The organism is Mycobacterium sp. E342 (assembly GCF_001667665.1).
Taxonomy (GTDB): domain Bacteria; phylum Actinomycetota; class Actinomycetes; order Mycobacteriales; family Mycobacteriaceae; genus Mycobacterium.
The window spans coordinates 1-13,634 of sequence record NZ_LZJM01000116.1 but is presented as its reverse complement, the minus strand read 5'-3'; the positions used below and the strand labels follow the sequence as shown (position 1 = coordinate 13,634).

At 69.7% G+C, this 13,634-nt stretch carries 10 protein-coding genes and 3 pseudogenes; 7 read left to right on the top strand and 6 right to left on the bottom strand.

Translation table 11 applies throughout. The annotated features are described in order from the left end of the window. From A5692_RS30355 to A5692_RS07600, 4 genes and pseudogenes are all read left to right on the top strand, one after another. Positions 1-119, top strand: a pseudogene (locus A5692_RS30355) (hypothetical protein); the annotation flags it as partial. Next, positions 108-938 (top strand): annotated as a pseudogene (locus A5692_RS07610) (alanine and proline-rich secreted protein Apa); the annotation flags it as partial. The pseudogenes A5692_RS30355 and A5692_RS07610, both read left to right, overlap by 12 nt. Before the next feature lie 126 nt (positions 939-1,064). Continuing rightward, complete coding sequence (locus A5692_RS07605) at positions 1,065-1,364, top strand: GlsB/YeaQ/YmgE family stress response membrane protein (protein ID WP_067760758.1); 300 nt, start codon at positions 1,065-1,067, stop codon at positions 1,362-1,364. A 48-nt stretch (positions 1,365-1,412) separates the two neighbouring features. Beyond that, a complete protein-coding gene (locus tag A5692_RS07600; RefSeq protein ID WP_068054183.1) occupies positions 1,413-2,441 on the top strand; it encodes a zinc-binding alcohol dehydrogenase family protein in 1,029 nt (342 codons plus the stop codon). Between the two features lie 6 nt (positions 2,442-2,447). Here the strand turns inward: A5692_RS07600 and A5692_RS07595 are convergent, their stop codons facing one another. The 3 genes from A5692_RS07595 to A5692_RS07585 all read right to left on the bottom strand — a co-directional run bounded on the left by A5692_RS07595 (position 2,448) and on the right by A5692_RS07585 (position 6,743). After that, positions 2,448-3,209 (bottom strand): CPBP family intramembrane glutamic endopeptidase, encoded by a 762-nt coding sequence (locus tag A5692_RS07595; protein ID WP_068054180.1) that lies wholly within the window; start codon positions 3,207-3,209, stop codon positions 2,448-2,450. A gap of 100 nt (positions 3,210-3,309) precedes the next feature. Then, entirely contained in the window at positions 3,310-5,679 is a 2,370-nt protein-coding gene (locus A5692_RS07590) for a phosphoketolase (RefSeq protein ID WP_068054178.1), read from the bottom strand. Between the two features lie 215 nt (positions 5,680-5,894). After that, entirely contained in the window at positions 5,895-6,743 is an 849-nt protein-coding gene (locus A5692_RS07585) for an SDR family oxidoreductase (protein WP_068054176.1), read from the bottom strand. 111 nt (positions 6,744-6,854) lie between these two features. On the opposite strand from A5692_RS07585, the gene A5692_RS07580 reads away from it, so the two are divergent. Continuing rightward, positions 6,855-7,364, top strand: coding sequence for a GNAT family N-acetyltransferase (locus A5692_RS07580; protein ID WP_068054174.1), 510 nt, complete (start codon positions 6,855-6,857; stop codon positions 7,362-7,364). 13 nt (positions 7,365-7,377) lie between these two features. On the opposite strand, the gene A5692_RS07575 is transcribed toward A5692_RS07580, so the two are convergent. The 3 genes from A5692_RS07575 to A5692_RS07565 form a co-directional block, all read right to left on the bottom strand. Beyond that, positions 7,378-7,875 (bottom strand): DUF427 domain-containing protein, encoded by a 498-nt coding sequence (locus A5692_RS07575; RefSeq protein WP_068054170.1) that lies wholly within the window; start codon positions 7,873-7,875, stop codon positions 7,378-7,380. A 36-nt stretch (positions 7,876-7,911) separates the two neighbouring features. Next, complete coding sequence (locus A5692_RS07570) at positions 7,912-9,504, bottom strand: alkaline phosphatase family protein (RefSeq protein ID WP_231984233.1); 1,593 nt, start codon at positions 9,502-9,504, stop codon at positions 7,912-7,914. A gap of 185 nt (positions 9,505-9,689) precedes the next feature. After that, on the bottom strand, positions 9,690-10,607 hold the full coding sequence (locus A5692_RS07565) for an undecaprenyl-diphosphate phosphatase (RefSeq protein ID WP_068054160.1): 918 nt from the start codon (positions 10,605-10,607) through the stop codon (positions 9,690-9,692). A gap of 168 nt (positions 10,608-10,775) precedes the next feature. On the opposite strand from A5692_RS07565, the gene A5692_RS07560 reads away from it, so the two are divergent. Beyond that, a complete protein-coding gene (locus tag A5692_RS07560) occupies positions 10,776-13,169 on the top strand; it encodes a CoA transferase (protein ID WP_369830275.1) in 2,394 nt (797 codons plus the stop codon). Between the two features lie 59 nt (positions 13,170-13,228). Further along, positions 13,229-13,634 (top strand): annotated as a pseudogene (locus tag A5692_RS07555) (hypothetical protein); the annotation flags it as partial.

The window sequence follows — 13,634 nt, the reverse complement described above, 5'->3', positions numbered from 1 at the left end:
ACCTCAGCCTGAGCACACGGCGCGGCCAGCTGACCATCACCGCGCAGCAGGCGTTCGCCCGCACCCGCCTCGAGCAACTCGCGGTGCTTGCGGCGGAAGCCAAACGCCCGGCGACCACCCCGCCGCCACCCGCTCCGTCGCCCGGCGCGCCGCCGGCGGCGACCGATCCCAACGCACCGCCCCCGCCGCCGGCCGATCCGAACGCACCGCCGCCGCCTCCCGTCGACCCGAACGCCGGCCGGGTGGCCAACGCCGTCGGCGGCTTCAGCTACGTCCTGCCCCCGGGCTGGGTGGAGTCGGACGCCTCCCACCTCGACTACGGCTCGGCGCTGCTGAGCAAGACGACCGGGCAGCCGCCGCTGCCCGACCAGCCGCCACCCGTCGCCAACGACACCCGCATCGTGATGGGCCGCCTGGACCAGAAGCTCTACGCCAGCGCGGAAGCCAACAACGCGAAGGCCGCGGTGCGGCTGGGCTCGGACATGGGCGAGTTCTTCCTGCCGTACCCGGGCACCCGGATCAACCAGGAGGCGACCCCGCTCACCGGGGCCAATGGCATCACCGGCAGCGCGTCGTACTACGAGGTCAAGTTCAGCGACGCGTCGAAGCCCAACGGCCAGATCTGGACGGGCGTCGTCGGGTTGCCGGCGGCGAGTTCGCCCAACGCCGGACCGCCGCAGCGCTGGTTCGTGGTGTGGCTCGGGACGGCCAACGACCCGGTGGACAAGGGTGCGGCCAAGGCGTTGGCCGAGTCGATCCAGCCCTGGGCGGCGCCGGCCGCGCCGGCGGCCCCGGGCGCCCAACCGGTTCCGGGAGCCCCGGCTCCCGCAACCCCGGTTCCCGGAGCGCCCGCTCCTTCGCCGGCTCCGGCCCCGGCGCCGGCCGGTGAGGTCAGCCCGACCGCCGCCCCGGCACCCCAACGGACGCAGTCGGCCTGACGGCCGAGGCGTCAGGTTGATGGGCTAACCGTCTCCGAATCGGACCCTTTTCCGTTACGCAAAGCGGGTATACCGAAGTGACGGCCCGGCAACTAGCTGGGCTTTGCCAGCGATAAGGAGACCCGCATGGACGTCATGGCAGCTACCGAATATCTGGCACGCTCAACAACGTTCACGAGCGTCGGCATCATCGGCTACATCATCATCGGCGGTCTGGCCGGTGCGCTCGCCAGCAAGATCATCCGGGGCAGCGGCGCCGGCATCCTGATGGACATCGTGATCGGCATCATCGGCGCATTGATCGGCGGCTTCATCCTGAGCTTCTTCGTCAACACCGCCGGTGGCGGCCTGATCTTCACCTTCTTCACCGCGCTGCTGGGGTCGCTGATCCTGCTCTGGATCGTCGGCATGGTGCGCCGGACCTGATAGCGGTCAGCGCGTTGCGGCCGTGGTGGTTGGCGGCATGATGGACGAATGGCTTCACCGCTGACCACCACGACCATGCGGGCGTGGCGGGTGCGCCGGCCCGGGCCGATGGACACCGACCCGCTCGAGCAGGTCACCGCCGACGTGCCACGCCCGGGGCCGTTGGAGTTGCTGGTCGCCGTCCGCGCCTGCGGCGTGTGCCGCACCGACCTGCACGTCACCGAGGGCGACCTTCCCGTGCATCGCGACCGAGTCACGCCCGGCCACGAGGTGGTGGGCGAAGTTGTCGAGGTCGGATCCGAGGCGGGCGACGCGTTCCGCGTGGGAGACCGCGTGGGCATCGCCTGGCTACGCCACACCTGCGGCGTGTGCAAGTATTGCCGCCGCGGCGACGAGAACCTGTGCCCGCAATCCCGCTACACCGGCTGGGACGCCGACGGCGGCTACGCCGAGTTCGCCACGGTCCCTGCCGCTTTCGCGCATGCGCTGCCAGCCGGGTATAGCGACGCCGAGCTGGCGCCGTTGCTGTGCGCGGGCATCATCGGCTATCGCTCCCTGCTGCGTGCGGATCTTCCGCCAGGCGGACGGCTGGGACTCTACGGCTTCGGCGGCAGCGCCCACATCACCGCGCAGGTCGCGCTGGCGCAGGGCGCCGAGGTGCACGTGATGACCCGCGGAGCCCAGGCGCGTGAGCTGGCGATGCAGCTCGGCGCCGCCTCCGCGCAGGGGGCGGCCGATCCGCCGCCGGTGCCGCTGGATGCGGCGATTCTGTTCGCGCCGGTCGGTGATCTGGTGCTACCCGCCCTGGAAGGGCTGGACCGCGGTGGCACCTTGGCGATCGCCGGCATTCACCTGTCCGACATTCCGCCGCTGAACTACCAGCGTCATCTGTTCCAGGAACGCCAGGTCCGCTCGGTCACCTCCAATACCCGGGCCGACGCGCGGGCGTTCCTCGAGTTCGCGGGCGAGCACCACATCGAGGTGACCACGCCGGAATATCCGCTGGACCAAGCGGATCGCGCGCTGGCCGACCTGAGTGCGGGCCGCATCGCCGGCGCGGCGGTGCTGCTGGTGTGACGGGCGTCAGGCCGTCAGGTGCCAGACCAGCGCAGCGGCCAGCGCGCCGAGCCCGTTCAGCGACCAGTGCAGGGCGATCGGTGCGATCAGGCTGCCGCTGCGGCGGCGTAGCCAGCTGAAGACGAAGCCGGCCGCGCCGGTCGCCAGCACGGCTCCGGTCACCCCGGCCAGCATCCCGACGAAGCCGCCACCGAACAGTCGGGTGAACCCGACGTTGCTGCTGGTGAGCCCGAGCGAAGTCGCAACATGCCACAGGCCGAACAGCAGCGAGCCCGCCAGGGCGACCCCGCGGAAACCCCACGCCCGGTGCAGCGCACCGTGCAGCACCCCGCGAAAGGCCAGCTCCTCCGGGATCACGGTCTGCAGCGGGATGATGACCATCGAGGCGATCAGGGCGCCGGAGACCGTGGCGTACCGGTGGTTGAGGAACATCGGCCGGGTCATCGGGAGCAGCACCCCGACGGCGATCACCGACGCGACGACGACGACCGCGGCCAGCGCATAGACCAGCCCCGACTTCCAGTGTTCGCGCCCCAGACCCAGGTCGGCCCATTCCAGGCCGTTGGCGCGCATCAGGAACACCAGTCCGACCGCGGCGGCCGGAACCGTGGCGACACTGGCCCACGGCGTGGTGAAGTGCGCTACCAGGTTGGTCAGCACCAGCACCCCGACGACGACCGCGATGTCGAGATGGATCCGGAACCTGTGCAGCGCCCAGAGCTGCGAGAGCACCGGATGGGTGTCGGCTGTCCCGGTGGCGTCGAGCATCCGGCCAGTCTACCGGCGGAGCACCCGCGCCGGGGGCGCCGAGATTGCCGTCACGGTAGTGGTCGGCGCCCGAAGGGCGACCGTGATGGCGATCTCGACGTCAAGCGTCCCAGGTCCAGCCCGCGATCTGCGGGTCGTCCTCGCCGTGTTCGCGGGTGTAGATCCGCGCCGCGAGCCGGGCGTCGACCATGCGCTGGCGCAGCTCGGCGGCCCGGCTGCCCAGGCCGTCGACCCGGTCGATCACGTCCATGACCAGGTGGAACCGGTCGAGGTCGTTGAGCATCACCATGTCGAACGGCGTCGTCGTGGTGCCGCGCTCCTTGAACCCGCGCACGTGGATGTGTGGGTGGTTGGTGCGGCGATAGGTGAGGCGGTGGATCAGCCAGGGGTAGCCGTGGTAGGCGAAGATGACCGGCTTGTCGCGGGTGAACAGCGCGTCGAATTCCCGGTCGGGCAGACCGTGCGGATGCTCCGATTCCGGCTGCAGCCGCATCAGGTCGACGACGTTGACCACCCGCACCGCCAGCTCCGGCAGTTCGTGGCGCAGGATGTCCGCGGCGGCCAGGGTCTCCAGCGTCGGGATGTCGCCGGCGCAGGCCAGCACCACGTCGGGTTCGCCGGTGGCGGTGCTCGCCCAGGGCCAGATGCCCAGCCCGCGCGCGCAGTGCGCGATCGCCTGGTCCATGTCGAGGTAGGCCAGGGCGGGCTGCTTGCCCGCGACGATGACGTTGATGTAGTCGCGGCTGCGCAGGCAGTGGTCGGCGACCGACAGCAGCGTGTTGCCGTCCGGCGGCAGGTACACCCGGGTCAGCTCGGCCCGCTTATTGGCCACCAGGTCGATGAAACCGGGGTCCTGGTGCGACGCGCCGTTGTGGTCCTGGCGCCACACGTGCGAGGACAACAGGTAATTCAGCGACGCGATCGGCCGCCGCCACGGTAGCTCGCGGCTGGTGGCCAGCCACTTGGCGTGCTGGTTGAGCATCGAGTCGACGATGTGGACGAACGCCTCATAGCAGTTGAACAGGCCGTGCCGGCCGGTCAGCAGGTAGCCCTCCAGCCAGCCCTGGCACAGGTGCTCGGAGAGCACCTCCATCACCCGCCCGTCGGCGGCCAGGTTCTCGTCGTCGGGCCCGAGCTCGGACAGCCACACCTTGGCCGTCGAGCCATATACGGCGTCGAGCCGGTTGGAGGCGGTCTCGTCGGGGCCCATCAACCGGAACCGGTCGCGGTTGCAGGCGATCACGTCCCGCAGGAAGGTGCCCAGCACCCGGGTGGCCTCGTGGGTCTCCGTCGCCGGGCGCGACAGTTGAACCGCGTAGTCGCGGAAATCGGGCAGGTCGAGGTCATGCAGCAGCAGGCCGCCGTTGGCGTGCGGGTTGGCGCTCATCCGGCGATCGCCGCTGGGGGCCAGCGCCCGCAGCTCGGCGCGCAGTCTGCCGTCGGCGTCGAAGAGCTCCTCGGGCCGGTAGCTGCGCAGCCACTCCTCGAGCTGCGCCCGGTGCTGGGGGTTGTCGTGGGTCTCGGCCAGCGGAACCTGATGCGCCCGCCAGGTGCCCTCCACCTTCTTGCCGTCGACCACCTTGGGGCCGGTCCAGCCCTTTGGCGTGCGCAGCACGAGCATCGGCCAGACTGGCCGCTGTGTCTGGGCGCCGCCGCGCGCGGCGCTTTGGATGTCCGCGATGTCGTCGAAGGCCTCGTCGAACGCGGCGGCCAGCTGCCGATGCACGTCGGCCGGGTCGTCACCGGCGACCGTGATGGGCCGGTAGCCGTACCCGCGCAGCAGTGATTCCAGTTCGGGGTGGGGGATCCGGGCCAGCACGGTGGGGTTGGCGATCTTGTAGCCGTTGAGCTGCAGGATGGGCAGCACCGCGCCGTCGGTGACCGGGTTGAGGAACTTGTTGGAGTGCCAGCTCGCGGCCAGCGGCCCGGTCTCGGCCTCGCCGTCGCCGATCACGCAGGCCACCACCAGCTCGGGATTGTCGAAGGCCGCGCCGTAGGCGTGCACCAGCGCGTAGCCGAGCTCACCGCCCTCGTGGATGGAGCCTGGCGTCTGGGCGGCCACATGGCTGGGGATGCCGCCGGGAAAAGAGAACTGGCGGAACAACTTCCGCAACCCTTCGGCATCCTCCTCGATGCCGGTGTACACCTCGCTGTAGGTGCCCTCGAGGTAGGCGTTGGCGACCAGTGCCGGGCCGCCGTGGCCTGGCCCGGTGACGTAGATGACGCTGGCGTCCCTGTCGCGGATGACCCGGTTCAGGTGCGCGTAGATCAGGTTCAGCGCCGGGGTGGTGCCCCAGTGTCCCAGCAGCCGAGGTTTCACGTGCTCCGGCGACAGCGGCTCGGTCAGCAGCGGATTGTCCAGCAGATAGATCTGTCCGACCGACACGTAGTTGGCCGCGCGCCAGTAGGCGTTGATCAGGTCGAGTTGGTCGTCGGTCAGGGCAGCGGTGGTCCGGGTTGGGAGGCTCACCCCGCCGATTGTCCGCGCCCCCGGTGAACGGCGCCCGACGCGATCGCCGACTACCTGATGGCGGCGACCCGCATCACCCGGCTCCGCCGCGCTCGCGATCGCCGACTACCTGATGGCGGCGACCCGCATCACCCGGCTCCGCCGCGCTCGCGATCGCCGACTACCTGATGGCGGCGACCCGCATCACCCGGCTCCGCCGCGCTCGCGATCGCCGACTACTCTTCGCCGCGCGCCCGCGACTCGTAGGCCCTGCGCTTCTCGGCGTCGACGTGGTCGGTGAAGACGTGCTCGCCACCGAGCGCGCGGTTCAGCCCCTCCGACAGCGCGCGCGGCATGAACTTCTGCGACGCGATGATCGCGCCGGCCGTTTTGGTGACCCGCACCCGCGGCCGGGGATGCGCGACCAGCCTGACGATGGCCTCGGCGATGTCGGACGGCTCGGCGTTCTTGACGCCCTTGGCCCCGGAGGTGCCGGCGATCAGCTCGGTGTTCACGAATGTGGGCATCACGACCGAGAACTTCACGCCAGACGGGCGGTTTTCGATCCGGGCGGCGTCGGTGAACCCGATGACGGCGTGCTTGCTGGCGCAGTAGGTGGCCGCGCCCGCGATATACGTCTCGCCGGCCAGCGAGGCGACGTTGATGACGTGGCCGGAGCGGCGGGGAACCATGCGCTGGACCGCCAGCTTGCTGCCCAGGATCACGCCGTAGACGTTGATGTCGAGGACGCGCCGGGTCACGGCGTCGGGCTCGTCGACGATCCGGCCGAGCGGCATGATGCCGGCGTTGTTGACCAGCACGTCGATCGGGCCGAGTTGGCGCTCCACCTCATCGAGGAAGTCCGAGAACGAGTGCGGGTCGGTGACGTCGAGTTTGCCGTAGACGTCCAGGCCGAGCGCGGCGCCGGATTCCTTCACCCGCACCTCGTCGACGTCGCCGATCGCGACTTTGGCGCCCAGATTGTGCAGCGCGGTCGCGGTGGCCAGCCCGATGCCGCGGGCGCCGCCGGTGATCACGATGACCTTGCCACGGACCTTGAGGCCAATCGATGCCGTGTCTGCCATTGCCATACCCTCCGGATTCTTGACGGGTGTCAACTGCGCACCGGGGTAAGCACAGCACTCGACGGCATGCTCGCGCAACAACCCGCCCGCCGAGCCCTGGATACTGCAACGATGACCGAGGTGCGGGCGGCGGTACCGGCGGATGCCCACATGGTGGCCGGCCTGCACGCGCGGTCTTGGCGGGTGGCCTACCGGGGCTTGATCGCCCAGGACTACCTGGACAGCCTCACCCCGGAGGCGTTGGTCAACCGCTACACCTTCGGCCGCGTCGGGTTGCGGATGCCCTTCACACTGGTCGCGGTCGATGGACCGGCGATTCGCGGTTTCGCCACCACGGGCCTGTGCCGCGACAACGACCTGCCGGACTTCGGTGAGCTGATGGCGCTCTACGTCGATCCGGCCCACGTGGCGACGGGCGTGGGGCGTCTGCTCATGACGGCCGCACGAGCGCGGTTGCGGTCGGTCGGCGTGAGGGGCGCGGTGCTGTGGGTGCTCGACGCGAACACCCGCGCCCGCCGCTTCTACGAACGCGACGGCTGGGAGGCCGACGGGGCTTGCCGCCCAACGCCTTTCGGCGGCGAGACGCTGCGATTGGTGCGTTATCGGCTACGGCCGGTGTGACGATGCGGCGCCGTCACCAGCCCGCCGAACCGGGACCGCCTTTGAACGGCCCGGTCACCCAGCTGGTGATCCAGCCGCCGTAGAAGCCGCCGGGCTGGGGCACGACGACCTCTCCATTGACCGTGCAGCGGTCGACGGCGCCGGCCATGACCGCGACCGCCCCGGCGATCGATTCGAATCCCGGCGTCGGGTCCGGATAGCTCCAGGCGGATTTCGGGGCGACGACTCCGGCGCCGATGAGGTCGTAATACGTTGCCCGGCCTTTCCATTCGCACCAGGAGCTTCCGGACGTCGCACGCAGCGCCCCTTCAACAAAGGCCTCGCGCGGCAGGTAATAGGTCGGCGGATGACTGGTCTCGAGGACCCGCCAGGCCCGCGGGCTGCGTGCGACGACTTCACCGCCCAACTCGACGGTGATCGCACCGGTGAACGGCTCGACGCGGGGTGGGCGCGGGTAATCCCACACCGACTCCCTCTCGGGTCCGGCGCCCGCAGGCCCGGATCGGCTCATCTGTCGTCACCCCGACTCATGGGTTCCCGGTGCGTCCTAGGGCCAGTATTCGTTCATCGGCTGAGCGTACTTGTCGTTGTTCGTGAGCCGGGGAAGCTGCAACGAGTCCTCGATGGTGCGCTGCAGGCCGTAGTGGTTGTTGTGGGAGGTGGACACCAGATGCCCTTGGCGCATGCCCGAATTCGGCGACGGGATGACGATCATGGGGATGTGGTTGCCCTCGTTGCCGATGGTCAGTGACAGGTTGTTGAAGTCCTCGTCCCAGGTGATGAAGATGGCGCTGCGTTGGGTCTGGAAAGCCGGCGAATTCACGATCGTGGGCAACACCTGCTGCAGAAACTGATCGCCCGCCTTGATGTTGTACTGATGAGAGGTCAGCTCACTGCCGACGAAGCGGAGGTTGATCGGGCCTTCCATGTTGTTGTTTTCGTCCGCCGCGAACCACACGAAGTTCGGGGTGGTGGAGGCCGAAGCGAGATCGGTGGCCATCCGCGTCAGTGGCAGCACGTGCGCCTGGCAGCGGGCGGCATTGGAGACGATGTCATGGAAGGCGAGAAACGGTAGCTCACCGGGGCTATACGGACCGCTCGACGCGGTAGCGCACGGCCCGGGCATGGATTGCTCGTAGCTGGCCCACGTCTTGCCCGCCCCCTCGATGGAGTCGGCCAGGTTCGGCGCGTCGAAGCAGTTCATTTCGCAGTTGTAGTTGGCACCGAAGTCGGATCCGCCGAGGATCGGATAGTAATTCGGCAGGCTCGGATGAGTCAGGGCGAAGTAGTTGGACCCGTACCCGTACGAGCTGATGAGGCTGTTGATGTACGGCGCATTCGGGCTGCCCACAACGTCTTTCACGCCGTGGTTCTCCATGTAGACCAGGAACACGTGATCGAGGGGCCCGACGGTCGACGCGGGCGGGGTGGGTGGCGGCGGTGCGGGCAAGGCGGCGCCGATGGTGAGCGAGAGGTCGTCGGCGTAGGAGTGGTTGTACGCGCCGCCCGCCCAGTGCGTGTCCTTGAAGGTCACGGTTACGCGCGCGCTGCGCGTACCCGCCGGAATCGTCCCAGTGGTGTCGCGTTCGGCCAACTCGGTCTGGAACCCACGCTGCAGTATCGAGACCGGCCCGATTTTGGCTGTGCCCAAGGGTAATTGGCTGGCAGCCAGGAACTCGACGGTGGCCGAGGCCTCGGACAGTTCCAGCCGGTTGCCACCCAGCCAGCCGCTCAGCGTGAACGGCACGGTGCCGGTGTCGATGGCCGCCGCCGCACCGCTGAGGTCGACGACCTGGGTCAGCGTGGACGTCGCCACGTTGCCACCGCCGAAGTACTGCACGCCGCCGTCGGGCGGTCCGTGCTGGGCGGCCGGGAATGCCAGGAACTTCGGCATGGTCGGCCCCGGCGACCCGAGCGGCGAGGGCAGCCGGACCAGCGTGTTGTACTTGATCACGGTCGGCGTACCGGTCGCGGTCCAACCCGGTATCGTCACCCCGCTATAGCCGGACAACGACGGGTCGCCGAGCTCGGCACCCGGGTTTACCAACAGATTCGGGCTCATCGTGGCGGCGGCGGCCGCCCTGGGCGCCGTGAACGTCGACAGCACCAGCATCACGGCCCCGACGGTGGCGCCGGCCACACGACAAAGGCGACAGAACATTCAGGCATCACCTCTGTCGTTGAGACGCCGCGCATTGCTCCGTCGATGGTGAGCTACGCCACGCTCAACTCCTACGCTGTTGCGCGAACCGATACCCAGCGGTTGCCATTCGGTGACCGAGTCGGTGAGGCGATGTCAGGAGGAGTCGGGTACCGGATCGCCCGTCAACCGACGGCAAGCCACACCAGGCTGGCGCCACCGGCCAGGGCGCAGTAGACGGCGAACGGGGTGAGGGTGCGGGTCTGGAAGTACTGCGTCAGGAACCGCACGGCGAGGTAGGCGGCCACGAAGGACGCGATGCTGCCGGCCAGCACCTGGCCGTGGATTCCGGTGGCGCGGGGGCCGAACAGTTCCGGGATCTTGTACACGCCGGCGGCCAGGATGATCGGGGTGGCCAACAGGAAGGAGAACCGGGCGGCGTCCTCGTGGGACAGGCCGCGCCACAGCCCCGCCACCATCGTGATGCCGGAGCGGCTGATGCCGGGCAGCAGGGCCAGGATCTGCGCGGCGCCGATCAGGATGCCGCGGCGCAGCGGAAGTTGGGCAAGGCGGTGGTCGACGGCCTCGCCGGTGTGCTCGCGCTGTTCCTCCGGGGGCTGTTCCCGGTCGGGTGCAGGGGCGACGCGCCGGCGCAGCACCTCTCCCGCATACAGGGCGATGCCGTTGAGCACCAAGAAGATTGCCGCCGGGATGGGCTTGCCGAGCGTGGTGCGGAAGGTCCGTTCCAGGAGCAGACCCGCCAGGCCGACCGGGATGGTGGCACCCACGATCAGCCAGGCGAGCCGCTCGTCGGGGGTCTGGATGCGGCGATACCGCAGCGAGGACACGAATCCGGCCACGATACGCAGCCAGTCCCGCCAGAAGAAGACCAGCAACGCGGCGGCGGTGGCCACGTGCAGGCCGACGATGAACGCGAGGTAGGGCGACTCGGGCGCGGAGACGCTCAGGTCCTGGGCCCACCGGCCGCCGACGACCGCGGGCACCAACACCGCGTGCCCGAGGCTGGAGACGGGGAACAGCTCGGTGACGCCCTGGAAAGCACCGACGACCACGGCCTCGATGTAGGTCAGCTGCGCGCTCATGTGGGATGCCTCCGTCGGCTCGTGGTGGCGGATGCGGCCTCGCCGATCGGCCTGTGACGATAGCCGACACCGCGTTCGCCCACTCAATCAGCTTGCCCGGTCGGCCTTTCGGCCGGTGGTGCGGCGGTAGGCCCGGCCAGGCCCCGAACCTGCGGGTACGGTGTGCTGATGTCCGACGGGTTGCTCGACGCCGTGCGCGTCCTCGACTTGTCGAGCGGCAACGGCGACGAGGTGACGCGCCTGTTCGCCGACCTGGGCGCCGACGTGCTCAAGGTCGAGCCCCCGAGCGGGAGCCCGGCGCGGGATGAGCCGCCGACGCTGGCCGGTACGAGCATTCCGTTTGCCGTGCACAACGCCAACAAACGCAGCGTGGTGTTGGACCCGTACGACGAGGACGACTGCGCCGTGTTCCTCGACCTGGCCGCGCAGGCCGACATCCTCGTCGACGACGGTTTCTACGGCGAGGCACCCACGTTCGGGACGTCGGTGGAGGAGCTGGCCGCCCAGCACCCGCACCTGGTGGTGTTGTCGATCACCGACTTCGGCGCGACGGGCCCGCGGTCGTTGTGGCGGGCCACCGATCCGGTGCTGTACGCGATGTGCGGCTCGCTGTCGCGATCCGGCCCCACCACCGGCACCCCCGTATTGCCGCCGGACGGTATCGCGTCGGCCACCGCCGCCGTCCAGGCCGCCTGGGCGGCCCTCGTCGCCTACTACAACCGATTACGTTGCGGCACAGGTGAATTCATCGACTTTTCCCGGTTCGACGCGGTGGTCATGTCGCTTGACCCGGCGTTCGGGGCGCACGGGCAGGTCGCCGCCGGAATCCGCCGCACCGGCCAGTGGCGGGGGCGCCCGAGGAACCAGGACGCCTACCCGATCTATGCGTGCCGGGACGGCTACGTCCGGCTCTGCGTGATGGCACCGCGCCAGTGGCGGGGACTGCGGCGCTGGCTCGGCGAGCCGGCGGATTTCCAAGACCCGAAATACGACGTGATCGGCGCGCGCTTCGCCGCTTGGCCGCAGATCAGCGAGCTGGTCCAGGCGCTGTTCGCCGGGCAGACCATGAAGGACCTGGTGGCCGCGGGACAGGCCCACGGCGTGCCGATCGCCGCCGTACTGACGCCATCGTGGGCGATGGGCTCCGAGCATTTTCGGGCGGTGGGGGCGATCACCGACGCCGAGCTCGTCCCGGGAGTGCGGGCCAGCGTCCCGACCGGGTACTTCGTCGTCGACGGGCGGCACGCGGGCTTCCGCAGCCCGGCACCCGCCCTCGGGCAGGACGGGCCGGGCTGGCGCGGCAACCCCGCCGTGGTGCAGTCGCCCTCGGGCCGCGTCGGCGACTTCCCGTTTGCGGGCGTGCGCATCCTCGACCTGGGCATCATCGTCGCCGGCGGCGAGCTGAGCCGGCTGTTCGGCGATCTGGGCGCCGAGGTCATCAAGATCGAAAGCTCCGAGTACCCGGACGGGCTGCGGCAGGCCCGCATCGGAGAGGCGATGAGCGAGTCGTTCGCCTGGACACACCGCAACCACCTGGCGATGGGCCTGGATCTGCGCAGCGCCGCCGGCAAGGAGATCTTCACCCGGCTGGTCGCGGAGTCCGACGCCGTCTTCGCCAACTTCAAGCCGGGAACGCTTAGCGCCCTGGGCTTTTCCTACGACAAGCTGCGTGCCGTCAACCCGCGGGTCGTGCTGGCCGAGAGCAGCGCCTACGGCGACCAGGGCCCGTGGAGCACCCGCCTGGGCTACGGGCCGCTGGTGCGCGCCGCCACCGGGGTCACCCGCCTGTGGACGGCCGACGATCCGGAGAACCCCGATGGCGCTGCGCGCCATGCCTTTTACGATGCGACGACGATCTTTCCCGACCACGTGGTCGGACGGATCACGGCCATCGCGGCGCTGGCCGCGCTCATCCACCGCCACCGGGCGGGTGCCGGGTCACACGTGCACATTTCGCAGGCCGAGGCCGTGATCAACCAGCTCGACGCGTTGTACGTCACGCTGGCCGCGCTGGACGCGGGCGTGCCGAGAATCTCCGAAGACACCAGCCTGCACGCGGTCTACCCGTGCGCGGGCGACGACGAATGGTGCGTCATCTCGATCGGTTCCGATGAGGAATGGCGCTGCGCCGCAGGCGTTTTCCAGCATCCGGAATGGGCCGACGACCCGCGTTTCGCCACCGCGCAGGCCCGGCTGGCGAACCGGCGTGAGCTGGTGGAATCGGTGTCGGCCTGGACCCGCAGCCGCACCCCGGGGCGGGCGGCCCAACTGCTGCAGTCCTCCGGGGTTGCGGCCGGACCGATGAACCGACCGCCGGACATCCTGGAGGAACCGCAGCTCGTCGAGCGCGAGTTGTACGCCGAGATGTCGCATCCGCTCATCGAACGTCCGCTGCCGGCCGAGACGGGCCCGGCGCCGTTCCAGCACATCCCGCGGGCGCCCCAGCGGCCCGCACCGCTGCCGGGCCAGGACACCGTCGACATCTGCCGGAGACTGCTCGGCATGAGCCCCCAGGAGATCGACCGTCTCATCACCGAGGGCGTACTGTTCGGGCCGCCCTGACTCAAGGCGAATTCAGCCCACGCGACCGGACGGATCGATAGCCACGCTAAATTCGACCCATGACCGTGGACCCCAGGACACCCGTGCTGATCGGCTACGGCCAGGTCAACCACCGCGACGAGATCGATCCGGACACGCGGTCCGTCGAACCGGTGGACCTGATGGCGGCCGCGGCCCGGCAAGCCGCCGACGCGCGCGTGATCGAGGCCGTGGATTCCATCCGCGTGGTGAACATCCTCTCGGCGCATTACCGGGATCCGGGGCTGCTGCTCGGCCAGCGGATCGGCGCCGCCGGCTTCACCACCCTGTACAGCCCCGTCGGCGGCAACGTGCCGCAGTCACTGGTCAACCAGGCGTGCCTGGACATTCAGCGGGGCAGTGCTCAGGTGGTGCTGCTGGCCGGCGCCGAGACCTGGCGCACACGCCGGGGCCTGCGCGCCAAAGGCGGCAAGCTCGAGTGGACCG

Coding starts and splice junctions, on each gene's coding strand:
- A5692_RS07595 (WP_068054180.1), bottom strand. CDS start 3,209: ATGCTCGACGCCACCGGGACAGCCGACACCCATCCGGTGCTCTCGCAG.
- A5692_RS07580 (WP_068054174.1), top strand. CDS start 6,855: ATGACCGAGGTGCGGGCGGCGGTACCGGCGGATGCCCACATGGTGGCC.
- A5692_RS07560 (WP_369830275.1), top strand. CDS start 10,776: ATGTCCGACGGGTTGCTCGACGCCGTGCGCGTCCTCGACTTGTCGAGC.
- A5692_RS07605 (WP_067760758.1), top strand. CDS start 1,065: ATGGACGTCATGGCAGCTACCGAATATCTGGCACGCTCAACAACGTTC.
- A5692_RS07585 (WP_068054176.1), bottom strand. CDS start 6,743: ATGGCAGACACGGCATCGATTGGCCTCAAGGTCCGTGGCAAGGTCATC.
- A5692_RS07575 (WP_068054170.1), bottom strand. CDS start 7,875: ATGAGCCGATCCGGGCCTGCGGGCGCCGGACCCGAGAGGGAGTCGGTG.
- A5692_RS07600 (WP_068054183.1), top strand. CDS start 1,413: ATGGCTTCACCGCTGACCACCACGACCATGCGGGCGTGGCGGGTGCGC.
- A5692_RS07565 (WP_068054160.1), bottom strand. CDS start 10,607: ATGAGCGCGCAGCTGACCTACATCGAGGCCGTGGTCGTCGGTGCTTTC.